At 46.0% G+C, this 24,744-nt stretch carries 20 protein-coding genes and 7 tRNA genes; 7 read left to right on the top strand and 20 right to left on the bottom strand.

The features are described 5' to 3' along the window. Window positions 1–33: 33 nt before the first annotated feature. The 16 genes from hflX to orn all read right to left on the bottom strand — a co-directional run bounded on the left by hflX (window position 34) and on the right by orn (window position 10,453). Entirely contained in the window at window positions 34–1,329 is a 1,296-nt protein-coding gene (hflX, locus tag L1D44_RS01840; protein WP_239888579.1) for a ribosome rescue GTPase HflX, read from the bottom strand. A gap of 23 nt (window positions 1,330–1,352) precedes the next feature. After that, entirely contained in the window at window positions 1,353–1,631 is a 279-nt protein-coding gene (gene hfq / locus L1D44_RS01835; protein ID WP_028766005.1) for an RNA chaperone Hfq, read from the bottom strand. A gap of 93 nt (window positions 1,632–1,724) precedes the next feature. Beyond that, window positions 1,725–2,615 (bottom strand): tRNA (adenosine(37)-N6)-dimethylallyltransferase MiaA, encoded by an 891-nt coding sequence (gene miaA / locus L1D44_RS01830; protein ID WP_239888678.1) that lies wholly within the window; start codon window positions 2,613–2,615, stop codon window positions 1,725–1,727. Between the two features lie 25 nt (window positions 2,616–2,640). Beyond that, window positions 2,641–4,524: a DNA mismatch repair endonuclease MutL gene (gene mutL / locus L1D44_RS01825; RefSeq protein WP_239888578.1), complete on the bottom strand. Its 1,884-nt coding sequence runs from the start codon at window positions 4,522–4,524 to the stop codon at window positions 2,641–2,643. An 18-nt stretch (window positions 4,525–4,542) separates the two neighbouring features. Beyond that, entirely contained in the window at window positions 4,543–5,865 is a 1,323-nt protein-coding gene (locus L1D44_RS01820) for an N-acetylmuramoyl-L-alanine amidase (RefSeq protein WP_239888577.1), read from the bottom strand. Next, window positions 5,849–6,325 carry a tRNA (adenosine(37)-N6)-threonylcarbamoyltransferase complex ATPase subunit type 1 TsaE gene (tsaE, locus tag L1D44_RS01815; protein WP_239888677.1) on the bottom strand — a complete coding sequence of 159 codons (477 nt, stop codon included), beginning with the start codon at window positions 6,323–6,325 and terminating at the stop codon, window positions 5,849–5,851. Before tsaE ends, L1D44_RS01820 begins: the two co-directional genes overlap by 17 nt. An 80-nt stretch (window positions 6,326–6,405) precedes the next feature. Next, window positions 6,406–7,884, bottom strand: coding sequence for an NAD(P)H-hydrate dehydratase (locus L1D44_RS01810; RefSeq protein WP_239888576.1), 1,479 nt, complete (start codon window positions 7,882–7,884; stop codon window positions 6,406–6,408). A 188-nt stretch (window positions 7,885–8,072) separates the two neighbouring features. Beyond that, window positions 8,073–8,528 carry a hypothetical protein gene (locus L1D44_RS01805; protein ID WP_239888575.1) on the bottom strand — a complete coding sequence of 152 codons (456 nt, stop codon included), beginning with the start codon at window positions 8,526–8,528 and terminating at the stop codon, window positions 8,073–8,075. A 586-nt stretch (window positions 8,529–9,114) separates the two neighbouring features. Then, window positions 9,115–9,190: transfer RNA gene (locus L1D44_RS01800), tRNA-Gly, on the bottom strand. A 14-nt stretch (window positions 9,191–9,204) separates the two neighbouring features. Continuing rightward, a tRNA-Gly gene (locus L1D44_RS01795) sits at window positions 9,205–9,280 on the bottom strand. Between the two features lie 14 nt (window positions 9,281–9,294). Continuing rightward, window positions 9,295–9,370: transfer RNA gene (locus L1D44_RS01790), tRNA-Gly, on the bottom strand. 20 nt (window positions 9,371–9,390) lie between these two features. After that, window positions 9,391–9,486 (bottom strand) — tRNA-Gly (locus L1D44_RS01785). 47 nt (window positions 9,487–9,533) lie between these two features. Then, window positions 9,534–9,609 (bottom strand) — tRNA-Gly (locus tag L1D44_RS01780). Between the two features lie 15 nt (window positions 9,610–9,624). Beyond that, window positions 9,625–9,700: transfer RNA gene (locus tag L1D44_RS01775), tRNA-Gly, on the bottom strand. A gap of 16 nt (window positions 9,701–9,716) precedes the next feature. After that, a tRNA-Gly gene (locus L1D44_RS01770) sits at window positions 9,717–9,792 on the bottom strand. Between the two features lie 115 nt (window positions 9,793–9,907). Beyond that, window positions 9,908–10,453: an oligoribonuclease gene (orn, locus tag L1D44_RS01765; RefSeq protein WP_239888574.1), complete on the bottom strand. Its 546-nt coding sequence runs from the start codon at window positions 10,451–10,453 to the stop codon at window positions 9,908–9,910. Between the two features lie 112 nt (window positions 10,454–10,565). On the opposite strand from orn, the gene rsgA reads away from it, so the two are divergent. The 5 genes from rsgA (at window position 10,566) to L1D44_RS01740 (ending at window position 17,520) form a co-directional block, all read left to right on the top strand. Beyond that, window positions 10,566–11,630, top strand: a complete 1,065-nt coding sequence (gene rsgA, locus L1D44_RS01760) for a small ribosomal subunit biogenesis GTPase RsgA (protein WP_239888573.1) — start codon at window positions 10,566–10,568, stop codon at window positions 11,628–11,630. A gap of 154 nt (window positions 11,631–11,784) precedes the next feature. Continuing rightward, complete coding sequence (gene asd / locus L1D44_RS01755; protein WP_220770472.1) at window positions 11,785–12,648, top strand: archaetidylserine decarboxylase; 864 nt, start codon at window positions 11,785–11,787, stop codon at window positions 12,646–12,648. A gap of 14 nt (window positions 12,649–12,662) precedes the next feature. Beyond that, window positions 12,663–13,541 carry a DMT family transporter gene (locus L1D44_RS01750; protein WP_239888572.1) on the top strand — a complete coding sequence of 293 codons (879 nt, stop codon included), beginning with the start codon at window positions 12,663–12,665 and terminating at the stop codon, window positions 13,539–13,541. A 70-nt stretch (window positions 13,542–13,611) separates the two neighbouring features. Beyond that, the gene (locus L1D44_RS01745; RefSeq protein WP_239888571.1) at window positions 13,612–16,800 is read left to right on the top strand and encodes a mechanosensitive ion channel domain-containing protein; all 3,189 of its coding nucleotides are present in this window, start codon (window positions 13,612–13,614) and stop codon (window positions 16,798–16,800) included. Window positions 16,801–16,824: 24 nt separating this feature from the next. Then, window positions 16,825–17,520 (top strand): glycerophosphodiester phosphodiesterase family protein, encoded by a 696-nt coding sequence (locus tag L1D44_RS01740; protein ID WP_239888570.1) that lies wholly within the window; start codon window positions 16,825–16,827, stop codon window positions 17,518–17,520. 83 nt (window positions 17,521–17,603) lie between these two features. Here the strand turns inward: L1D44_RS01740 and L1D44_RS01735 are convergent, their stop codons facing one another. Continuing rightward, window positions 17,604–17,948: a DUF3392 domain-containing protein gene (locus tag L1D44_RS01735; RefSeq protein WP_220770468.1), complete on the bottom strand. Its 345-nt coding sequence runs from the start codon at window positions 17,946–17,948 to the stop codon at window positions 17,604–17,606. Window positions 17,949–17,997: 49 nt separating this feature from the next. On the opposite strand from L1D44_RS01735, the gene L1D44_RS01730 reads away from it, so the two are divergent. Continuing rightward, window positions 17,998–18,924 (top strand): D-2-hydroxyacid dehydrogenase, encoded by a 927-nt coding sequence (locus L1D44_RS01730; RefSeq protein ID WP_220770467.1) that lies wholly within the window; start codon window positions 17,998–18,000, stop codon window positions 18,922–18,924. Between the two features lie 182 nt (window positions 18,925–19,106). Further along, window positions 19,107–19,298, top strand: coding sequence for a bacterioferritin-associated ferredoxin (locus L1D44_RS01725; protein ID WP_202721028.1), 192 nt, complete (start codon window positions 19,107–19,109; stop codon window positions 19,296–19,298). A gap of 84 nt (window positions 19,299–19,382) precedes the next feature. Here L1D44_RS01725 and parC read toward each other — a convergent pair whose 3' ends face one another. The 3 genes from parC to parE all read right to left on the bottom strand — a co-directional run bounded on the left by parC (window position 19,383) and on the right by parE (window position 24,717). Further along, complete coding sequence (parC, locus tag L1D44_RS01720; protein WP_239888569.1) at window positions 19,383–21,650, bottom strand: DNA topoisomerase IV subunit A; 2,268 nt, start codon at window positions 21,648–21,650, stop codon at window positions 19,383–19,385. After that, complete coding sequence (locus tag L1D44_RS01715) at window positions 21,650–22,696, bottom strand: PQQ-dependent sugar dehydrogenase (RefSeq protein ID WP_239888676.1); 1,047 nt, start codon at window positions 22,694–22,696, stop codon at window positions 21,650–21,652. The genes parC and L1D44_RS01715 overlap by 1 nt, the downstream gene beginning before the upstream one ends. 134 nt (window positions 22,697–22,830) lie before the next feature. Further along, complete coding sequence (gene parE, locus L1D44_RS01710; protein ID WP_239888568.1) at window positions 22,831–24,717, bottom strand: DNA topoisomerase IV subunit B; 1,887 nt, start codon at window positions 24,715–24,717, stop codon at window positions 22,831–22,833. Window positions 24,718–24,744 lie beyond the last annotated feature (27 nt).

Here is a 24,744-nt window from a genome sequence, read left to right as displayed (position 1 = left end):
GTATGAAATAAACGAGATTACTAAAATACTTAATTATGTGCCGACAGGATCGACGACAAAAGTTTCAATTTCACCCAGGCTCTGTTTTACCAGTCGGCGCCAATCGGCCTCCAATAAGCGAACAGAGATCATACAGTTCCCCAGATCGTCATACTCTTTCTGCTGTATTACATCCAGTTTATAAAACTGACCAAGATAATGCCCAGCCGAAGCCGGAATTTTCAATGTTAGCTCTAGAACCGCCTTACCAACAAGTTGGTTTATCGCTTCCTCAACTAATTCCAAGCCTTTGTTTTGCTGAGCAGAAACCCAGACTCTAATCGGTGTCCCCTCATCATCGTAGTCGATGCGAGGCGTTACCTCATCCAATAGATCGATTTTATTACAAACGATCAATTGTGGAATATCTATGGCATCGATCTCCTTAAGCACGTTTTGTACCTGCTCAAAGTTATCTCCCATGTTTTCATCTGCACTGTCGACAACATGCAGAAGTAGATCTGCTTGTCGTGTTTCTTGCAGTGTTGCCTTAAAAGCCGCAACTAAGTCATGGGGTAGATGCCTAATAAATCCTACGGTATCTGCCAGAATAACCGCACCATCACGCAATTCTAGCTTGCGTAATGTCGGATCCAATGTCGCAAACAGTTGATCCGCAGCGTATACATCAGATGTCGTTAATGCATTAAATAGCGTCGACTTGCCGGCGTTGGTGTAACCCACCAAAGACACCGTAGACATATCACTTCGCTGCCTTGCTCTACGACTCTGATCACGCTGTTTATCAACTTTTGCTAGACGACGGTTAATCGTGCTGATCCGTCCCCTCAATAGACGCCTATCGGTTTCTAATTGAGTTTCGCCGGGTCCACGAAGACCAATACCGCCTTTTTGACGTTCTAAATGCGTCCACCCTCTGATCAGGCGAGTCGACATGTGGCGCAATTGCGCTAGCTCCACCTGTAACTTACCTTCGAACGTTCTTGCCCTTTGAGCAAAAATATCCAAGATCAAAGTTGTTCTGTCGAGCACACGGCACTCGCACAACTGCTCAAGGTTACGTTCTTGAGCTGGACTTAATGCATGATTAAAAATCACCACATTGGCATCAGTTGCCGCAACCATCGCAGCCAATTCTTCTGCCTTACCCGAACCGACAAAAAACTTGCGGTCAGGTGAACGACGACTACCAGAGATCACACCGATTGACTGAGCACCAGCCGATTCAACTAAAAGCTTCAGCTCGTCTAAATCTTCTCGGTTATTTTCGTCAGTAAAGTCGATATGGACAAGTACCGCTTTCTCTCCCGCCTCATAACGATCAAACAAAAAGCAATCTCCCTAATAACAAATTACTTATCGTCGCCATCGTCATGCTGAGCGTTATAGCCAGCTTGAGCATTTGTCGCTTGGTGGTTACTCACGTTAAATGGACGCGAAGGTACCACGGTAGAAATGGCATGCTTGTAAACCATTTGGCTTACTGTATTTTTAAGCAAAATAACAAACTGATCGAAAGACTCAACTTGTCCTTGAAGCTTAATGCCGTTAACAAGATAAATAGATACTGGAACGCGCTCACGACGCAATGCGTTCAAAAACGGGTCTTGTAAAGATTGCCCCTTTGCCATTTTCTAATTTCCTTTTTAATTAAAATTAATAGTTATTCTAATACGATAAAACTTTATCTTTGGTTTTAGTATTATACAGCAGCAGCTAATAAGCTAGCGACTATGTCGCATTACTGTTGCAAGATTACTTTCGGCACCACTTTCGAGCCAAATCAAATCAGGCCATCCGCGCAACCATGTTAATTGACGTTTAGCCAATTGCCTAGTAGCAACAATAGCTTTTTCGACCATAGTATCATAGTCAATTTCACCATCTAGGTACTGCCAACACTGCCTATATCCTACACAACGCATGGATGGCAGGTCTAAATGTAAGTCACCTCGAGCCTTTAAACGCTCGACTTCATCAGTAAACCCTAGTGTTAACATGGTTTTAAATCGAGTTTCTATAGCCTTATGTAACACCTTTCTGTCGCTTGGCGCAATCGCAAATTGCACTGCTTCGTAAGGGAATGCATCAGACTTCGTCTTTGTAAGCTCTGTTAAAGATTGGCCGCTAATTCGATAAACCTCTAATGCTCTAGCCAGACGCTGTGGATCATTTGGGTGAATTCGCTCCGCAGAAACAGGGTCAACTTCTCTCAATTGATCATGCAGAGCCTGCCAGCCTTGGGATTCAGCCTCGGCTGCAATCTGTTCTCGAATTGCCTCATCGGCAGCAGGAAGCGGTGATAAGCCCTCTAACAAAGCTTTGAAATACATCATAGTGCCCCCGACGAGCAGGGGCGTCTTACCACGACTCAATATATCTTCAATCTGAGCCAAGGCGTCACGTCTAAAATCAGCCGCAGAATAACTCTGTGCTGGATCGATAATATCGATAAGACGGTGGGGGGCCGCTGCTTGCTCCGCAGCATCAGGCTTAGCGGTGCCGATATCCATCTCTTTGTAGATCAACGCAGAATCCACAGAGATAATCTCACAGTCATACTGCTTAACAAGCTCAATCGCTAATGCGGTTTTACCTGAGGCCGTTGGCCCCATTAAGGTAATAATTTTCTGTGATTTTTTATCGGTCACTCTGGTTTTCTTTTATCCATTGCTCCCAAGGTAAGTCCTGGGATTGATTATAAAGCTCGCCCTGTACATCATCAGGCAACGTATTTAGGGCAAACCATGCCTCACTTGCGGAGGTAAATCGGTTTGCAGCCTGCTCGGCTAGCCACTTTATGACGGCAGCATCGCTTGGTAACTCTAATCGGATCCACTGTAATAACTCAGGGATTATAACCGCCAATTGGCTGTCTCTTAGATATGGGGGCACTTTCTTAATAATCAACTGCCCAAGACGAATAGATAGCTCAATTCCTAACTTTCGTAATAGTTGATCGCGATTTTCAATGATCTCAGCCCAATCATCATCGACGGCAACGGCGACAGGCATCAATAGAGGCTGACCAATTAACCCCTGCGCGAACTTAGCGCTAATTTCCGCTTTTTGTACGGCTTTAGCGACCACAGCGATATCCAGTAAAGATATTTTGTCCTCTTTAACCAGCACCCAATACATGCCTGCAATGACTGGCGGCATATTCGCGCCACCATGACTTGCTCTGCCCATACCCACTTGAGCATTTTCTGTTCGCAAAGGCATACTGGAATTCTGAGGCACAGCTGTATCTGTATTTAAGAGTTCGCCGTAAGCTCGAATACTACTCAGTGAAGGCGAACTCGCTTGAGCGCCTCTAGAGGTTGATTTTAATTCACTTCGATAACTGTTACTGCCAGTAGAATAATCCACTTGTCGAGAAGGTACGTTAGGCTCTCTCAAATCAAAATGGGTCGATGGCTTACTCGCACTCTCTCCCGAGTACTGAGCGGCAACGGCGCCCCTTGTAGGACTCGCCTGCCAACTTGTCGCAGGTTGCTCTTCCGATTCGGCAGCAATGGGAAGTTGTACCGATTGGGTCATCGCCGACTGTAGTGCCTGCAAAATATAGTCGTGCACATAACGACTCTGGTGAAAACGTACCTCATGCTTAGCTGGATGGACATTCACATCCACTTGATGGGGATCCAGTTCTAGCATAAGAACATAGCCTGGAGAGACCCCCTCAGCATACTGGGCAAATGCTTGGCGAACCGCGTGATTGACCAGTCTGTCTTTGACTAGACGGCCATTAACATAAAAATACTGCGTCTCACTGTATCCACTAGCAGCATGGGGTGACTGTAAGTAGCCACTCAAGCTTAAATCATTGTGCTTACACTCGATTCTCAAGCAAGTCTCAGCAAACGCTTTGCCACAAATTTGTCCAAGGCGTTGGAGATATTGTGTCTCAGTATTCGCTGGACGGTAATTGCGTACCGTCTTGCCATTATGCTTAAGGGTGAAATAGATATCACGTCTAGCCAAGGCAATACGCTTGAGCCACTCATCGATATGGGTGAACTCTGTCTTATCACTCTTTAAGAATCGGCGTCTTGCGGGAGTATTAAAAAACAGATCGACCGCTTCAACGGTTGAGCCTATAGGGTGAGCGGCTGGCAACACTTTAACAGCCATCTCTGTACCTTCGGCTTGGGCCTGCCAGGCCTCAGTCTGCCCAGCTGTGCGAGAGGTTAAAGTCAGCCTAGACACAGAGCTAATACTCGCCAAGGCTTCGCCACGAAAACCGAAACTTAAAATGGCTTCTAAGTCATCGAGAGATTTAAGCTTAGAGGTCGCATGCCTAGACAGAGCTAGGCTCAAATCTTCTTTTGGGATCCCTGAGCCATTATCGCGGATACGAATCAGTTTAGCACCGCCCTTTTCGATCTCGATATCGACACGAGTAGCGCCAGCGTCAAGACTATTCTCAACCAGCTCTTTAATCACAGATGCGGGGCGTTCAACCACCTCGCCGGCTGCGATCTGGTTAGCTAATTGTGGCGGTAACTTTTCTATTGCCATGATTTACTCTTAACAACCTTAAGCTCTTGGGATTTTCAGTTTTTGGCCAATTCGAATGCTATTTGAAGTAAGGTTATTGGCCTTCTTTAAACTGCTTATTGAGATCTGATAACGATGCGCAATAACAGATAGCGATTCACCGCTGCGAACCTTATGCTCAACACTGCTCTTGCTTGCCAACATAGAGTTCACTGGAGGGTTAGCTTCAAAATACTTCACAACGCCTTTATGAATCGCTTTAGCGACATTATTTTGATGATCCCGTTGTGATAATAGACGCTCTTCTCTCGGATTAGAGATAAAACCCGTTTCAACTAAAATCGAGGGAATATCTGGCGACTTTAATACCGCAAAACTTGCCGATTCAGGTTTATGCTTATGTAGCTTTGTCACTCGTCCAAGGTTGGAAAGTACATCTCCGGCAATGTTATGACTGATCGCCATTGAGCGATCCATCGACATATCTAGCAAGGTCATCGCCAGATACTGTTCATTGTCAGTGTTTTGAATAATCTCACCCGCTCCGCCCAGTAACTCTGAGTGCTTCTCTTTTTGTTCTAGCCAACGACCAATCTCACTGTTAGCACGGCGCATAGATAAAACCCATACTGACGCACCTTGAGGCTGAGGCGAGGTAAAAGCATCAGCATGAATAGAGATTAGAAGGTCGGCTTTACTGTTGCGGGCAATTTCAGATCGCTTATTCAGATTAACGAAGTAATCACCTGTGCGCGTCATTACCGCACGCATACCAGGTGTTGCATTAATTTTTGCCTCAACTTTCTTAGATATCTCTAAAACAAGCCTTTTCTCATATATACCCGTTGGCCCTATTGAGCCAGGATCTTCACCGCCATGACCCGCATCAATTGCGATGACCACATCTCTCAACTGGTTTTTCGGCTTACTAACAGGTGTTTTTTTCGCCGTTGAACCATCGCTATCTAAATCAACCACCAAACGATTACCGTATGGGGCTGTTGGAGGCAATGCAAATAGGCTAGCTTTAATCGGCTTTGCCAGATCGATAACAATACGTAAGGTTCCTTTCTCCGGCGGTTTACTCTTACGTACCTTTTTGACCAGCTTGCTGTTGTTTTTGATCTTATTGAGATCGACGTTATTAGATGCTTTTTTTAAGTCAACGACCAAGCGATAAGGATTCGTCAGCGTAAAATAGCTGTAATCTGGAGACTGACTTAAATCGAATACGATACGAGTTGACTCTGGCGCAGCCCAAATTCTTACGCTTTCGAGTTTATTCGCACTCTGCGCAAAAAATGAAGCACCGAAAGTAACAAAAAGTAGAAATAACCTAAATATATTACTGTTTATTATCATTATTATTTATGGCCGCCAGTATTTTCTCACCTTTCGAAGAAAGTGCCTGTAACTCAATCTGCCGCCCAGTATTAACATAATTAATATGGATATGTATATCAGCAGGAGGTAATAAACCATGACCACGATCAGGCCACTCTACGATACAGAGGCTGCGCTCAGTAAAGTAATCGCGTATCCCCATGAACTCTAACTCTTCAGGATCATACAAACGATATAGATCGAAATGATACACATCTAAGCCATCTAACTCATAGGGCTCGACTAAAGTATATGTAGGACTCTTAACCGCGCCTTGGTGCCCAAGACTTTGGATAAGCCCACGACTAAAGGTCGTTTTTCCAGCCCCTAAATCACCACTTAAATAAACCGTTAATGGCGGGCTAATGAGTCCTGCTAACTCAGTCCCTAACTTAACGGTTTCTTGCTCATCACTTAAATTTAATGTAATTGCTTGCATACTCATTACGAATCGAAAAGTGTCCTAGTAATTCCCAGCGTAGAATGCAGTACTTTAACCTAATCACCTAGCTTTCTAAACTAGATTTCATTAACTAACTGGCGAATGTAGGGCATCAAATCACTGGCTAACATACCACGTTCGCCCGATTTAGCGGCTAAGTCTGCCGCTTGTCCGTGGATCACAACCCCTAAACAGGCCGCTTCCATACTCGTGTGCCCTTGCGCCATCAGCCCACCAATCACCCCAGCAAGTACATCGCCACAACCGCCACTGGCTAACCCTGGATTACCAACAGGCGCAACCGTTAAGTTATCACCATCAAAAATTAAGGTACCAGCGCCCTTAAGTACAATAATTCCGCCATATTCCTGATGCAGTTGCCTTACAGCCTTAAACCTATCTTGTTCAACCTCTTCAATACTCACTCCAAGTAGCCTAGCCGCTTCACCCGGATGAGGAGTTAAGACCCAGTCTTTGCGCCTCATCGGCATTCCCTTCAACTGATTGAGGCCATCGGCATCAATCACACAGGCTTTATCGCTAAGATCGACAGCTTTAAGTAAGTTATAACCCCAATCACCTGTTCCTAAGCCAGGCCCGATAACCAGAGCCGATGCCCACCCCAGTTTCAAATAGACTTCCATATCGACTAACTCACAGCCCCAAAACATCAATTCAGGACGAGTCGCGCTAACAATAAGTTGATGCTCAGGCCTTGATACGACAGTGACTAAGCCTGCCCCACTCCTTAAGCAACCTTCAGCAGCGAGCCTGACGGCTCCTGCCATACCATAATCACCACCGACGATAGAAACCTTGCCACAATCCCCTTTATGGGCATCTCGCTTACGAGGAACAAATGCCTTTACACACTGACTACTGACAATCTGAGTAGCACTTGGTTCAGGTAAAAAGTCTGTTAACCCCAGCTCTGCTATCAAGAGTTCACCACAATGGTGACGAGCCTTCCCGGTCAATAAACCTTGTTTAACAGCACCGAAGGTCAAGGTAACATCGGCCTCTATCGCTGTAGTGGTATAGCTGCCAGTATCAGGGTTCAGACCAGAAGGGACATCGAGGCTAAGTATCCAAGCGCGGCTATGATTAACAGCATCAATAACATTAGTGAGTTCCGCACTTAACTCACCTGTAATTCCGGTTCCCAATAAGCCATCGACAATTACCTCTGCCTCGGCAATCTGGGACGGACAAAACTCTACGACCTCGCCTCCAGATTCTAAGAATCGGCAAATAGCACTTTTAAGCTCATCACTCGGTGTACTGGGCGTACTGGCTTGCAATGTAACGTCAAAACCCGCTTCTAATAACAGTGAGGCGGTAACATAAGCGTCTGCGCCATTGTTTCCGTGTCCCGCTAAGACTAAAACTTCGTTAGTGTTTGCTTGTCTTTCACTTAATAGTTGAAACGCGGCAGCCCCCGCTCTTTCTACCAATTGATACAAGCTGACACCGCCACTTTCTACAGCTGACAATTCTGCGGCTCTAATCTGCTGGGTCTGAAACAGAGATGTCGGAATTAAGTTTGCTTGGCGCATATCACGGTTCCTGAAGATTGGGGGAATAATTAATGTAGTAGCTTAAAGGCAAAGGCTTAAGTGCAAATGAAAGCTAACCCTCAATAGATAACCTAAGTTTGATCTACCACAATTATAGCGGCTCGTTTGATTTGCATTGCAGTCAAAAAAGGCACCTCTCGGTGCCTTAATGACGAATACCTGCAGGCTTAGATATCGTCCATACGAATACTGCTGTGGACCAATCGTTGCTGCTGGATCTTTTTAACTCTAACGAGATCTTCCAGTGCCCCCTTAGTTTCTGCTGTAGCAGAGGAGCTAGCGGTTTTCTCTAACAGATCGATTAAGCTGTTATCGAGCTTAAGATGCAGCTCCAGCACATCGTCCTCATTCATGCTCCCTGGCAGAGTAAGCTTCTGGCATTGGCCAATAAAGTCTTCAAAAACAATATCTTTATACCAGGTATCTAAGACTTTTTTAGGCGCATCATCGATATAATTCTCTAACTTTTCAGCAGTATTACGCTCATGCTGCTGAAAGTACTCTAACATCAACTTTACTCTTGAAGAGTCTGCTTGTGAGTGTAAACGGCTATAGAGTTGCGCCATCTCTATGCGGCATGTCGCCACATAATCTAAAAGTTCACGGAGTTGTTGAATACGCATTTTTGAGCTCCTTAGTCCGCCACCATCAATGTGACACGTCCAAATTTTAGTCAGTTTTAATTATGGTATGAAAAAACGACTTAATATTTGAACGCAGTCAAACTTTAGAAAAAGCAAATCAGCCTACTTTAGAGAAAATCAAAGAAATAAGCGCTCGATCACGCAAAAACATCCGATACAAGATCACGACATTGAAAATGAGCACCAACAAAAATTGGCTCCAAATTCACACAAGCAGGTATGACTAAGAAGATGGAATGACCTGTAATTTAAACAAAGCTAGGCTTGGCTTATGGCACCTACGAGGCACAAAGGGACTAATGCCGCATATGCATCCAAAGCTTTGATTTATTTAATTTAGAGTTTTTCAGGACTTTATATAGGAGAAGATTGGAGCGACTTTGGGTTTAAACAAGAGTGATTTAAACAAGAGTAGGTTCGAACCAGCTCTTTATGCAAACAGGTCTATACCTTGGAAAAAAGGTATCAACATTTCTACGAGCGCAACTGAGCTAATGCCGCATATGCATCCAAAGCTTTGATTTATTTAATTTTGAGTTTTTCAGGACTTTATATAGGGGAAGATTGGAGCGACATATCGGGTTCGAACCGATGACCTATACCTTGGCAAGGTATCGCTCTACCAACTGAGCTAATGTCGCATAAATCTTGAAATTGGAGCGACATATCGGGTTCGAACCGATGACCTATACCTTGGCAAGGTATCGCTCTACCAACTGAGCTAATGTCGCATAAATCTTGAAATTGGAGCGACATATCGGGTTCGAACCGATGACCTATACCTTGGCAAGGTATCGCTCTACCAACTGAGCTAATGTCGCATAAAACTTTACTTGATTGAAACGACACATCGGATTCGAAACAAAAACCGATGACTCATACCTTGGTAAGGTATCGCCCTTTTGCTCTTATAAAGAGTCAACTGAGCTAATGTCGCATAAATCTTATTACTTACCGGACTTGGTGTTCCCATAAGCTTTAAATTGGAGCGACATATCGGGTTCGAACCGATGACCTATACCTTGGCAAGGTATCGCTCTACCAACTGAGCTAATGTCGCATTTTAATTTTAAATTGGAGCGACATATCGGGTTCGAACCGATGACCTATACCTTGGCAAGGTATCGCTCTACCAACTGAGCTAATGTCGCATTTCAATTTAAAATTTGGAGCGACATATCGGGTTCGAACCGATGACCTATACCTTGGCAAGGTATCGCTCTACCAACTGAGCTAATGTCGCATTTCAACTTTCATCTATAGCCGCTAAGTTTGGTGCTTAGCGAAAAGTTGAGGCCGCATTATATGAAAATTTCCCTACTCTGCAACCCTTTCTTTCAAATAATCTGACTGATTGGTTAAATTCTAAATACTTTAGTTCGATAAAACTGCAATTCAGCGATAGACTCTTCGATATCTTGTAATGCTTGGTGAGTGTTCTTCTTGCTAAAGCCTTCCATTGCCGATGGCTCCCAGCGACGAACAAGCTCTTTAATTGTACTCACATCGATATTTCGATAGTGGAAGTAATCTTCAAGTGCTGGCATATAACGATTTAAGAAACGGCGGTCTTGACCAATACTATTACCACACATAGGTGAAACACCCGCTGGCACATATTGCGATAAAAAGGCAATTGTCTGCTCGATCGCTTGCGCTTCATTTACCGTACTGGCTCTCACGCGGTCAACAAGACCAGACTCGCCGTGATGTTTCTGGTTCCAGTCATCCATTAAAGCGAGCTGTTCATCTGATTGATGAATAGCAAAAACAGGCCCTTGCGCAATAATGTTGAGCTCTTTATCTGTCACTATCGTGGCAATTTCAATAATTCTGTCAACGTCAGGCTCAAGTCCTGTCATTTCCAAATCGACCCAAATCAGATTGTTTTCATCTATAGCCATAACGCGACCTGTTATTCCTGTTAGCCTAAATTCAGGCTTTTTTATTCTAGACCGTGTATCATACTGGTTTTTTAAGCAACACAAAATCACCTTTATCATTGAAGACTAATACGTGAGTAAAAAGAAACCGCTAAGCCATGGTCAATTACGCAGAATGCGGACCAACCAAAAAAAGAAATTACAGAGCCGCGATGCGGGCGAGACGACTGACTTACAAGACAGTACGTTAGGCCCTGAACAGCAAGGCACCATTATTTCTCGCTTCGGCCAACACGCTGACGTCGAGACAGACTCAGGCCACCTTGCTCGCTGTAATATTCGTCGCAATATTAAAAGTCTGGTTACTGGAGACAAGGTTCTCGTACGCCTAGCACTGACCAGCGAGTCTGGAGCAAGTCGTATCGAAGGTGTCGTTGAGGCTGTGCATCCTAGACATTCTCAGCTTTCACGCCCAGATCTTTATGACGGGGTGAAAATCATCGCCGCCAATATCGATCAGATTTTAATTGTGACCTCGGTAAAGCCGGCATTCACTACCCAGATTATTGACCGTTATCTTGTCGCTGCCGAAGATACAGGTATCGAGCCTGTTATCATCTTGAATAAAGTTGATTTGATTACGCCAGAAGAAGCCCCTGAGATCGATGCGGCTCTCAAACGCTATGAGGCGATCGGCTACCGAGTCTATCGGGTCAGCAGCAAAACAGGTGAAGGTGTCGAGCAACTTCATGCACTGATGGATAACAAGGTAAACGTATTTGTGGGTCAGTCTGGTGTAGGTAAGTCATCGATGATCAATGCAATGATGCCAGACGCAGAACTGCTTACTGGCGATATATCCGAAAACTCAGGGCTAGGTCAGCACACCACCACCACAGCAAAACTGCTACACATTTCAACCGGTGGAGATTTAATTGACTCCCCTGGTGTGCGAGAATTTGCGTTATGGCATCTGCCCGCAGAGCGGGTGGGATGGTGCTTCGTTGAGTTTAGAGATTATTTAGGGACATGTAAGTTTAGAGACTGCAAACACTTAAATGATCCTGGCTGCTCTATTACAGAAGCCTTTAAAGCAGGTGAAATCACCGAAGACAGATACAATAATTACCACCGTATTATTGCTAGTCTCGATGAGCAAAGACACGCTCGCCATTTTAGAGCGGGTCCTGACGAGTAATCACAACGTATTAATTAAGCACATAAATCCAAATCAGCGAATAACTAAGATAAATATGTTTTCCTACGATAATTTATGTCGTACAACAGCTCGCTGGTTTTATAAAATATAGATAAGGTTTCACCTTAGGTGAAAAGATTAAAGGATATTGAAATTGGATAAGATCAAAATTGCCCTGCAGTACATAATGCCAAAGCACCTGCTTTCTCGTCTGGTGGGGAAACTTGCTGCAGCCGAGATGGGCTCAGTAACGACAGCCGCTATTAACTGGTTTATCAAGCAATACAAGATTGATATGAGCGAAGCAGCAGAGCCTGAAGCTAAAGCTTACCCAACCTTCAACGAGTTCTTTACCCGTGCGTTAAAACCGGGAATTCGTCCAATTTGTGAAGACAATGATTACATTGTCCACCCTGTTGACGGCGCAGTGAGTCAACTTGGCCCGATTAAAGAAGGCCGAATTTTCCAAGCTAAGGGACATGATTATTCTTCACTTGCATTGCTAGGCGATCAAGCTGAAGATGCTAAGCGCTTTGAAGGCGGTGACTTTGCCACCATTTATCTGGCTCCTAAAGATTATCACCGCATTCATATGCCAATTAAAGGCACTCTGTCTAAGATGACATATGTACCAGGTGAACTTTTCTCTGTTAACCCGTTAACCGCCGAAAATGTTCCTGGACTATTTGCCCGCAATGAACGTGTTGTCGCTATTTTTGAGACCGAAATAGGTCCAATGGCAATGGTATTGGTTGGCGCAACAATCGTGGCAAGTATCGAAACCGTTTGGGCTGGCACAGTAACGCCACCTACAGGTAAGAAAGTATTCACTTGGGACTACCCGACCGAAGGCCCGAACGCTGTAACCCTTGAGAAAGGCGCCGAGATGGGGCGATTCAAGCTAGGTAGCACAGTCGTAATGCTTTTCGCCAAAGACGCACTCGATGAATTTGCCGATGGAGTAGAAGCAAAGAGCGTGACTCGTATGGGTCAAGCCTTTGCGAAAATCGAAGACTAGTCTTTAAGGTATGCATGGACAATAAAAAGACAGGGCTGTTAGAACTACACTTCGCGGTATTACTTTTCGGTGGTACCGCTTTATTTTCAAAGCTTATTCCTCTTAGTGCGCTCGATATCACTCTGTTGCGCTGCCTCGTAGCAGCCACAGTGCTAGCGTTAATCGTCAAACTCAGCAAACAACGACTGTCATTAAACGCCAAGAAAGACTACTTCATCGCTATAGGCCTTGGCATCATCGTCAGCCTACACTGGGTCACCTACTTTGCCTCAATGCAACTCTCATCGGTTGCCATCGGCATGATCGCCTTCTTTACCTACCCTGTGATGACGGTTTTAGTCGAACCCATAGTCACCAAGACAAGGCTCAAACTGGCCGATGTCATCAGTGGTATCGTGGTGCTCATTGGCGTGTCACTGCTTATCCCTGAGGCAAGTCTAGGTAATGATGTCACCTTAGGGATTGCTATTGGCATCTTATCCGCCGCGCTTTTTACCGCTCGCAACCTACTGCATAAACGCTATTTCACTGCTTACAGTGGCAAACAAGCCATGTTCTATCAGACCTCGGTTGCCGTGTTCTTTTTGGTTCCTTGGCTAAACGTAGAGCTAAGTAGCATCGAGCAAAATGTATGGTGGTTGATTATTTTACTGGGAGTGGTTTTTACCGCAGCCCCCCATGCCCTATTTACGTCTGCACTAAGGCTTCTAAGCGCAAAAACGGTTGGCCTAGTCTCCTGCCTGCAACCTTTTTATGGTGCCATGTTAGCTTTGTTGTTACTCAATGAAGAGCTAGCGCTTAAAACTGTCGTAGGTGGAACCTTAGTGGTTGCTACCGCACTGTTTGAAACTCAGCAGAACCATAAGTCAAACCGTGTAAAAAAGAGTGCTTAGAGCGATTTATTTATCAAGCTAACTTGGCTAATATGAACATGTCCTTTTTTGCCTTATTCATACTCTTATCATGCATCGTTTTTTTCTGCTTCTGCTGTGCCTATTCGCCTTATCGGCTAATGCTAACTCACCACTTCAAATTGATAAGCGTCTAGGGCTCTCGCCTACCAACAGCGAATCGACACCACAAGAGCAGCTCGGGCTACTCGAGGACAAGATCCATGACTTAGTCCTAACAGAAAACAGTGCCCGCGAACTACTCAATAACTATGCGAAACATAAGCAAAACTTACTAAGCCAAATTGAAGATGCGCAGCAGGCACCTCGCGACTTAGATCTGCAAGATATCAACCAGCAGGCTTCACTCGCCTATCTGCGCCTATCGGAACTCAAAGACGTTGAAATAAGCTTAGGACAAAAAATAAATGCGCTAATCAAGTCCCATAACGAGTTGCCCGATGCACTCGTTAATGCTCGTGAAGCATTACAGAAACATAAAAAAATTCGCATTGGTGAAGAGCAAACCATTAATAATCAGCTCTTAATGGCTCAAGGACGCCTCTACGAGCAAGAGGTCAAAACACTCGAAGCGCTATTGGCCAGCAGCCAAAAGGAGATCGATTTAAATCAGCTGCAGCTCAAGCTAGTACGAGAGCAATTGGCTCAACAAGAGCTACTTATTGAACGCCTAAACCAAGAGATTGTATTGCAAAGACAGGCGCGCACCGAAGCGGCCATTGCTGGTAGCTTGCTGCCCGATGACAAACAGCATGATCCTATCGCCCAAGAGCTTAGCGACAATAACTTAATTTATGGTGAAAACTTGAAAGAGTTGAACCATAAAATCAGCCTTACGCTTACACAGCAGGAGCAAGCGGAAGCCCAATATCAAGCACAAGCCAAACAGCTGACCACGATCCAACAGCAAATAGGCTGGATTAAGCTAAACTCAGCCTTTGGTGAACGCTTCTTGCAAATGCTACAGGCACTGCCTAAGCCCCCAAATCAAGATCCGGTGCAGAGCGAGATTGCCAATACTCGACTCGCCCGCTACCAGATTGAGCAGGCACAAACCCTTAATAGCCAGCAAGTCACCTCTATTGGTGCAGATAACTCTTTGCAAGCAAAACTGCTCTCTTCTCAAGGCATGTTGCTGCAGCAACTACTGCAAAGTTACGACCAGTACCTGAGTGAATTGGCCGATCTAAGGGTCAGTTATGAGCAACTAAACCAGCAATACTTAACACTTAAGAGTACACTGAACGAACACCTTTTCTGGGTACCTAACGCAAACAGCATTGGCAGCTTATGGATCACCGATCTGCACCAGAGCATTCAATGGATGCTACAACAAGCTCCTTGGAGCCAAATGCAGAGCTCATTCGATGAACAGGGCAACCTGTGGTCATGGTGGCTAATACTGTTTGTGCTCAGCATCATAGCTCAAGACATTTTGACCCCGAAGTTTAAATCGGCGATGCGTCGTGAACTGCCTTTCGTCGGCAATGTGACTCAAGATAAGTTTATCTATACATTCCATGTACTTATAAACTCGTTAGGCTACAGCTTGCTTAAACCGCTACCTATAGTGTTAGCTGGCGGGATCTTCTACCTATCGAGTCATAACTTCGTCTCCGCCATCGGTATGGGGATCATGGCGCTGGGTCTGCTCTATCAACTTTATCGCTTCATCTACCTACTGGCATTGGACAGAGGCTTATTGATTAATCACTTTAAATCGCCAAGAAGCATTGTTCGCTCAGGGCAGGAGCGATTTAGACAGTTCACCATTATGGCAACCCCTTTCTTAGCGATCATGGCCTTTACCGAGGTGATTGACACCTCTTTAGTTCGCAACAGTCTCGGCCGTGGTGCATTTATTATCTTCTGTTTGATGCTGTTTTGGTTTTACAAAGATATGCTAAGCCTATCTAACAAAGAAGATACTGCCGATCACAGTAAGAATAAGAAGCTACTGCAAAAGCTGTTGTGGGCCATGCTAATTTTCATGCCACTCGCCTGCGCCGTGTTGGCTTTCCAAGGCTACTACTACACCGCATTCCAGATGTTCCTGCAACTGCAGTTATCATTGATATTCGGTTTAGGTTTCTTGCTGCTCTTCAACCTAATCAAACGTTGGATGTTAATTGAACGTCGCCGTATCGCCTTCGAGCGAGCCAAGGCCAAGCGTGCAGAAGTGCTGGCACAGCGTGAGAAAGGCGAAGTAAGCGTCAACGAGCAAGCCGACACCTACGAAGAGCCAATAGTCGATCTAGAGACAATTTCGAGCCAGTCATTAGGCTTAGTACGTTCACTATTATTGCTGGCCTTCTTAGCCAGCATCGTTGGCCTATGGACTCAAACCCACACCGCACTGTTTTCACTGCTTGACGGGGTCACCCTGTGGTCGAGCAACACCACAGTTAACGGTATCGAACAGCAGATCCCAATCACCCTTAAGTCGTTGCTGCTATCGTTGATCATCGTTGGTTTCTCCATGATGATAGCGACTAACCTGCCCGGTCTTATCGAACTGACGATTCTACAGAGGCTAGATCTCAGCCAAGGTACAGGCTTTGCCTTAACCACTGTTAGCCGTTACTTAGTGGTGATGTTTGGTGTACTTGCAGGCTTCTCCACCTTAGGTATGGAATGGTCTAAGCTGCAGTGGCTGGTTGCCGCCCTCTCAGTTGGTTTAGGTTTCGGCCTACAAGAGATCTTCGCTAACTTTATCTCTGGTCTGATTATTCTTTTTGAGAAACCAGTGCGTATTGGCGATACGGTAACCATCCGCGATCTCACCGGCACCGTGAGTAAAATCCAAATTCGCGCGACGACTATTATCGACTGGGATAGAAAAGAGATCATCGTGCCCAACAAGGCATTTATTACCGAGCAGCTGATCAACTGGTCCTTATCAGATCCAATCACACGAGTGATCATCTATGTGTCGGTGGCGCGCGACTCCGATCCAGCACGAGTAGAGGCGGCGCTTTATCAAGCGGTGCAAGAGTGTGACGATGCGCTACTCTCACCCGAACCTGAAGTCTGGTTTGCTGGTTTTGGCCAACATACTCAAGATTTCGAAGTACGTGCTTATGCCAAAGATATGGGCACCCGTTGGCCGCTTAAGCACAAGCTACATAAACAGATCAGTAAAAAACTACGTGAGAACGATCTAGAGCTGGCTTACCCGCAGCTTGAGGTGCATCTATCTTCTAATCAGAGTAAAGACGTACAGAGCTTATTAAGAAGCTAAATTGACGGCGATTGAGGCCCCATTATGATGATATTTGCCCACAGAGGTGCCAGTGGTTACCTAGCAGAAAATAGCCTTGCAGCCTTTAAAAAGGCTGTTGAGCTAGGCGCCAAGGCGGTTGAACTCGATATTCACCTCGTAGAGGATGAGCTATACGTCTTTCACGACAGACGCCTTGAGCCAAAAAGCTCTGGAGTGGGTCTTATTGAAGAGTACACCAAGCAAGCGTTAGGCAAGATCCGTATAGATGGCGAGCCCATACCGACATTGACTCAAGTGTTAAGCCTACTAAAGCCACACAACACCTTAGTCAATATCGAGCTTAAGGGGCTCGGCTGCCTCGAGGCCTTTATCGCGCTTTACCCTAAGCTTATCGGTGAGCTTGAGTATGATGCGAGTAAACTACTGGTCTCCTCGTTTAATCACCCCTTCTTGGCATCGTTTAAGCGACAATACCCGAATGCAACCGTAGCCCCGCTCATCGAAGGGGTGCCACTTGAGCTTGCTAAGGTGGTCAGTCAACTCGATGCCTACTCAATCCACCTTGGTTTAAGCTTTACCACCCAAGAGATGGTTAACGATGCCCATAAACGAGGTGCTAAGGTCTATGTGTACACAGTCGATAACCTTGAGGATCTCGACATGCTCAAGCAGATGGGCGTCGACGGGATATTCACAAATTACCCAGACCGAGCCATCGCTCACCTCAACCCAAGTTAAGCAATATAAGAGCACTTTCGTCAGCCACTAAACAGCACAAGTTGCCCAAACCAAAGAAAACAATCTACACTGAAATTAATGACTTAAACTTGTCTGTTGCGCTGCGCCCAACTGCCTATGGCAAAGAAAATCGCAACAACCAGCAGGAATAGCCAATGGGATGGGATCTTTGCCATATTTTGCGCTAGAACAGGGCTTAAATGGATAATGATCAGTCCATAACCAAACGCGTTTACGATAACAAAAATCAGCGTGCGTAATAGAAAGGAGCGTCCCGCAAGATAGCGACGCAAGAACCGATTGATATCGGCGCCAAAAACCACAAGACAACAGGCTATAATTGCCGTTGAAACTTCAGCTAGCCAAGGGTAGATAAAAGACCCAAGATAGTTAAAGAATTCAATAGCCTTAGATATTAGATTAGACATTGGCCAAGCAAGTTAAAACCGAGGTCAATGTAGGATATAGGGAGTTAGTATGGGACACAAGCTACTATTACTCACCAGAGAAAATGAGCGATATCGTCAACTTTTAAATTCGTGCCACCTGCCCGATACCGAGATATTAGACGATGATCCTCAAGGCATTTTCAATGCCGATATCTGGTTAGCCGAGCCTAAATTGGCCGCGCCACTGCTGCCCCATGCCGCAAACCTAAAGTGGATGCAGTCCACTTTTGCGGGGGTCGATGCCCTAGTCAAACCAAGACAACGTAAAGACTATGAGCTTACCAATGTAAGAGGTATTTTTGGACCTCTGATGAGTGAATACCTGTTTGGTTACCTGCTGGCTTACCAAAGAGAGCACAGAAAATACCGCACTCAGCAAGATCAAAAGATTTGGTTACCGGGTAGCTTTAAAACATTGCAAGGGCAAACCCTATTACTATTAGGGACAGGGTCGATTGCCAAGCATATCGCCCAAACAGCCAAACACTTCGGTATGCATGTCATAGGCATTAACCGCGGCGCTAAGCCCACTAAAGGCTTCGATGAGGTCGACACCCTAGCTAATCTTACTCGCTATCTACCACAAGCCGATGCCGTTGCCAGTATTTTACCTAGCACGCCCGATACCCAAGGCGCCCTCAACAAACACACCCTGTCGTTATTAAAAGAGGAGGTGGTGCTATTCAATCTTGGACGAGGCGATGTACTCGATTTAGATGCCCTCTATCAACAGCTGATAGCCCACCCAGAGCAGCAGGCCATTTTAGATGTATTTAACCAAGAGCCGTTGCCAGAAGAGCATCCTATCTGGTCTCTAGACAATGTGGTTATTACGCCGCATATTGCCGCGCCAAGTTTTCCTGAACAGGTGGTAGAGATTTTTGCCGAGAACTTCCATAAGTGGATTAAAGGCGAAAAACTGTCCCATAGAGTACACTTCGAGCGTGGTTACTAACGGCTAGCGAGATGGTCGACAAAATATGGCTTAACGACCAATTCGGCAGAAGGTGTGAACTAGGCACGGTTTTTAATAACAGCCTTAGACGTAATGGCCAATAACTATACTCAGGAGTTATTAGCATTGAGAATCATTTTCATCTATACTTCGGGCCATGTTCGATTTAGAGATGATATTTAATGTACGTTTGTCTTTGCCACGCAATCACCGATACACAGATTAAGGAAGCCGTTAGCCAAGGTGATATGTCGTTAGCCGACGTAAAGAAACGCCTAGGTGTAGCTAACCAATGTGGAAAGTGTGCCAAGATGGCGACTCAGATCATCCAAAATCAAGTCGACATAGAGCCGAACTATTACGAAGTGGCTTAACTTCCCCTATCGTTCCAATAAAAAATGCAGCCTTTAGGCTGCATTTTTAGTTTTCAACTGACTGTAATTTAGTCTTGTACGAGCTTAAATAACAGGCTCACCGTCACCAAGTTCGACACTATCGACGCGCTGCAGGCCACGAGGTAGCTTAGCACCACGGCGGCCACGCTCACCACGGTAATGCTCTAAGTCACTCGGCTTTAGGGTTAGCTTACGCTTACCCGCCCATAGGGTGACAGAGGTATCTTCTGGGATCACATTCAGATGTAATAACAGCTCTTCACGATTCTTCGCGCGCTCACCAGGAATACCAATGATCTTATTACCTTTACCCTTCGACAACTGCGGTAGTGCATCGAGAGAGAACAGCAGCATTCGACCTTCATTGGTAATCGCTAAGATCGACTGAGATTTTGCCTTATCCACCTTCTGTGGCAACAGCACTTTGGCATTAGCAGGCAAACTCAGCAGGGCTTTACCCGCCTTATTACGCGATACCATGTCCTTATTCGCACAGATAAAGCCGTAGCCGGCATCGGAAGCTAATAGATAGCACTGCTCCTCATCGGACAACAGCAAGTGCTCCATCGTCGCTCCAGGCGCTAAATTAAAGCGTGTGGTGATAGGCTCACCCTGAGAACGCGCCGATGGCAAGGTATGAGTCTCTGTGGCGAATGCCCGGCCCGAAGTGTCGATAAACACACTCGGTTGATTACTGCGGCCTTGAGCGGAACGTAAGAAGCTATCGCCTGCCTTATAGGAGAGACTCTGACCATCAACGTCATGGCCTTTGGCGCAGCGCACCCAGCCTTTCTCAGACAGCACGACGGTGACTGACTCCGCAGGTACTAACTCCTGCTCTGTTAACGCTTTTGACTCGCTGCGCTCAACCAGTGGTGAGCGGCGATCGTCGCCATAGTCTTCACCATCTTTAATCAACTCTTTCTTGATCAAGGTCTTCATGCGGCGTTCAGAACTTAGCAATAACTGCAGCTTATCGCGCTCAGCTTCTAACTCGCTTTGCTCAGCTTTAATCTTAAACTCTTCAAGCTTGGCTAAATGACGTAACTTTAAATCTAAAATCGCATCAGCTTGCTTATCCGAAAGGTTGAAGCGAGAGATTAGCTCCGCCTTGGGATCATCGTTATAACGAATGATCTCGATCACTTCATCGATATTCAAAAATGCAATCATCAATGCATCTAGAATATGTAATCTGGATAGGACCTTATCTAAGCGATACTCTAAACGGCGCTTGACCGTGGTCATTCTGAACTCGAGCCACTCAGTCAATAATTCACGCAGACCTTTAACCTGCGGGCGGCCATTTAGACCTAGAACGTTTAGGTTTACTCGGTAGCTCTTTTCTAGATCTGTGGTGGCAAATAGGTGCGCCATCATCTGGTCGCAATCGACACGATTTGAACGCGGTACGATCACGATACGCACCGGGTTTTCATGATCTGACTCGTCACGCAAGTCCGTTACCATAGGTAACTTCTTCGCCTGCATCTGGCTGGCAATCTGCTCTAAAATCTTACCGCCACTGGCTTGATGCGGCAGTGCAGTAATGACCACTTCGCCATTCTCAACGGTATAAACCGCACGGGTCTTAATCGAGCCTCGCCCCGTCTGATAGATCTTTGCGATATCAGCTTTAGACGTAATAATCTCGGCTTCTGTCGGGTAATCAGGACCAGGAACAAACTCCATCAGACGGGGTAAGTCCGCCTTAGGGTTATCGAGTAGCTCAACACAGGCGCCCACCAGCTCTTTGGCATTATGAGGCGGCACATCGGTTGCCATACCGACGGCAATACCGGTAATACCGTTGAGTAAAATGTGTGGCAGGCGTGCAGGCAGGACTAACGGCTCTTTCATGGTGCCGTCGAAGTTGACGCCCCAATCTACGGTTCCTTGCCCTAGCTCGCTAAGTAGCACTTCTGAAAACTTAGACAATCTCGCTTCGGTGTAACGCATGGCAGCGAAAGACTTAGGATCGTCAGGGGCACCCCAGTTACCTTGACCATCAACCAGCGGATAACGGTATGAGAATGGCTGCGCCATCAATACCATGGCTTCATAACAGGCGCTGTCACCGTGGGGGTGATATTTACCTAACACGTCACCGACGGTACGCGCCGATTTCTTATGTTTTGATTGAGCCGATAAGCCTAACTCACTCATGGCATAGACAATACGTCGTTGAACCGGCTTGAGTCCATCGCCAATGTGCGGCAATGCACGATCCATGATGACATACATGGAGTAGTTCAGATATGCCTCTTCCGTGAAGCGGCGTAGAGGCATCTGCTCTACGCCATCAAGGCTTAAATCTATCGCATCACTCATTAATCATTATCCTGTGACTGATTTTTTGCTGACTCTTTATAGAACAAGCGATATACGTTGCCCTTTAGATCATCAGAAATATACATGGCACCATCGGGTGCCGTGACCAATGCATATGGTCTAGCGACGGGAAACTCTCCGTCTAGAAAACTCACTACCGTACTTCTTTTAGCAACTTGGCCATCTTTAATCTCTAACATCACGACTTGATAGCCGACCTTACTCGAGCGGTTCCAAGAGCCATTTTCGGCAACAAACATCTGGTTATGGAAGCGTTCAGGAAATTGTGTACCACGGTAAAAGTGCAATCCTTTCGCCCCTACATGAGCCGGTAGCTCATAGGTCGGCGACACCACTTTCAAGTTTTTAGGTTTATCGTAAGCAGGCTCGATAACGTCGGTGGCATGAATATAGGGAAATCCAAAATGGCTGCCTTTACGCTCGACCTTATTGATCTCATCTGGCGGCAGGTTATCGCCCATCCAATCACGCCCCAGATCGGCAAACCACAACTGATTATCTTCAATCGCCCAGTCGAAGGCCAACACCTTACGCACACCACTGACGATCTGCTCACTGTCACCAGTTTCAACATCGATCGCAATGATGCTGCTATATGGCGCCTCGGTTTCACACACATTACAAGGCGCACCAATGGCTACATATAACAGCCCATCTGGGCCAAACTGCATTGCGCGGCGACTCTTCTTGCTATTTCCCGGTAGTCGGTCATAAACCTCTTTTGGGCGTCCCGGCCGACGCAGGCGCGATTCTATCTGGTTGAAGCGTAAAATACGCTCCTCTTCTGCGACGTATAAGGCTCCATTATGAAATGCTATCGCCTCAGGGTAATCCAGCCCCTTAGCAATCACATAGCGCTTGTCCACTCGACCATCACTATCGGCATCCACCAAGGCGGTAATCGTACCGTCCCGATAGGAGCCGACAAATAACGTGCCATTATCTCCGACGGCGAGCTGTTTAGCATCGCCGAGATCGGAAGCATATAAGGTTAAGCCAAAGCCTTTCGACACTGTGATCATCATAGGGTCGGCAGCAACAGCGTTAAAGCTAAGTATAAAGTGGGCGCAAAGCAGCGATACCCCAACGGCTAATCGATTTCGATACTTTTCAAACGTCATTATTATTCTTTTGTCTGATGATAATCTTACATTACCGACTAGAGCTGGGCGAGATCACCCTTAGTCTCTAACCAAGTCTTTCTGTCTCCAGAACGTTTCTTGGCTAAAAGCATATCCATAATCGCCATTGTATCCTCGGCATCATCTATGGTTAATTGCACTAATCGACGCGTATTTGGGTCCATAGTGGTTTCACGCAATTGCAGTGGATTCATCTCACCCAATCCCTTGAATCGTGTAACTTGGACTTTTCCTTTCCTTTTTTCAGCGGTGATTCTGTCAAGAATACCGTCTTTTTCAGCCTCATCGAGGGCATAAAATACATCTTTACCAATATCGACACGGAACAGCGGTGGCATAGCCACATAGATATGCCCCTGCTCCACCAGCACTCGGTAATGCTTCATAAACAGCGCACATAACAAAGTCGCGATATGCAGACCATCCGAGTCCGCATCGGCGAGAATACAGATCTTGCCGTATCTAAGCTCTGAAATATCCGCACTATCGGGATCACACCCAATAGCAACCGAGATATCATGTACCTCTTGTGATGCTAATACCTGAGAAGCATCTACTTCCCAAGTATTCAAAATCTTACCACGCAGCGGCATAATCGCTTGGAATTCACGATCACGTGCTTGCTTAGCACTACCGCCCGCAGAGTCACCCTCCACAAGGAACAGTTCGCCTCGCATCGGATCTTGGCCACTGCAGTCAGTCAACTTGCCAGGCAAGGCTGGGCCCGAAGTAATACGCTTACGCGCCACCTTCTTTGCCGCCTTTAAGCGCTTCTGTGCATTGTTGATGCACATGTCGGCCAGCGCCTCGGCCTGCTCGGTATTGGTGTTCAGCCAAAGACTGAATGCATCACGGACGATGCCCGATACAAAAGCCGCACACTGCCTGCTAGAAAGCTTCTCTTTGGTCTGGCCCGCAAACTGCGGATCTTGCATCTTGATCGATAAAATAAAGGTGCTGCGATCCCAGATATCTTCAGGGGTCAACTTAATGCCACGCGGCATCAAGTTTCTGAACTCACAGAACTCACGCATGGACTCTAATAAGCCCTGTCTAAAGCCGTTAACATGGGTACCACCAAGCGGTGTTGGAATTAGGTTAACGTAACTTTCGTTAAGGTATTCGCCACCTTCTGGTAGCCAAGTAATGGCCCAGTCCGCCGCCTCTAAATTACCGGCAAAGCTACCGACAAATGGCACTTCAGGCAGTGTTTGCACACCATTAACCGATGACTTTAGGTAATCTTCTAAGCCACTTTCATAAAACCACTCTTGGGTTTCATTGGTCTGCTTATTAACAAATTTAATCCGTAGCCCAGGACAAAGTACCGCCTTGGCTTTAAGTAAATAGCTCAGCTTGGAAATCGAGAAGTTGCCCGAGTCGAAATAGCTAGCATCTGGCCAGAAATGGACGCTAGTACCGGTATTACGGCGACCACAGGTACCTGTTACATGTAGGTCTTCGACTTTCTCGCCATGCTCGAAAGCCATCTGATAGACTTCGGCATTTCGCCTTACAGTAATTTCGACTCGGCTCGAGAGTGCGTTTACAACTGAGATCCCCACACCGTGGAGGCCACCTGAGAACTGGTAGTTTTTATTGGAGAACTTACCACCCGCGTGTAGCTTAGTCAGGATAAGCTCGACACCAGGGATCCCCTCTTCGGGATGAATATCGACAGGCATACCACGGCCATCATCGATAACCTCTAATGAGTTGTCGGCGTGCAAAATAACGTCGATACGACTAGCGTGCCCCGCCAATGCCTCATCGACACTATTGTCTATGACTTCCTGTCCTAAGTGGTTTGGACGCGAGGTATCGGTATACATACCGGGGCGACGTTTTACAGGGTCGAGTCCGTTAAGGACTTCAATAGCATCTGAGGTGTATTGGTTTGTCATGGCACACATATTATTTTGTTATTCAGG

Source organism: Shewanella sp. Isolate13 (assembly GCF_022398325.1).
In the GTDB taxonomy this organism is placed as follows: Bacteria; Pseudomonadota; Gammaproteobacteria; order Enterobacterales; family Shewanellaceae; genus Shewanella.
Note: the sequence above shows the minus strand (reverse complement) of the source record. Positions and strands in the feature narration are given on the sequence as shown.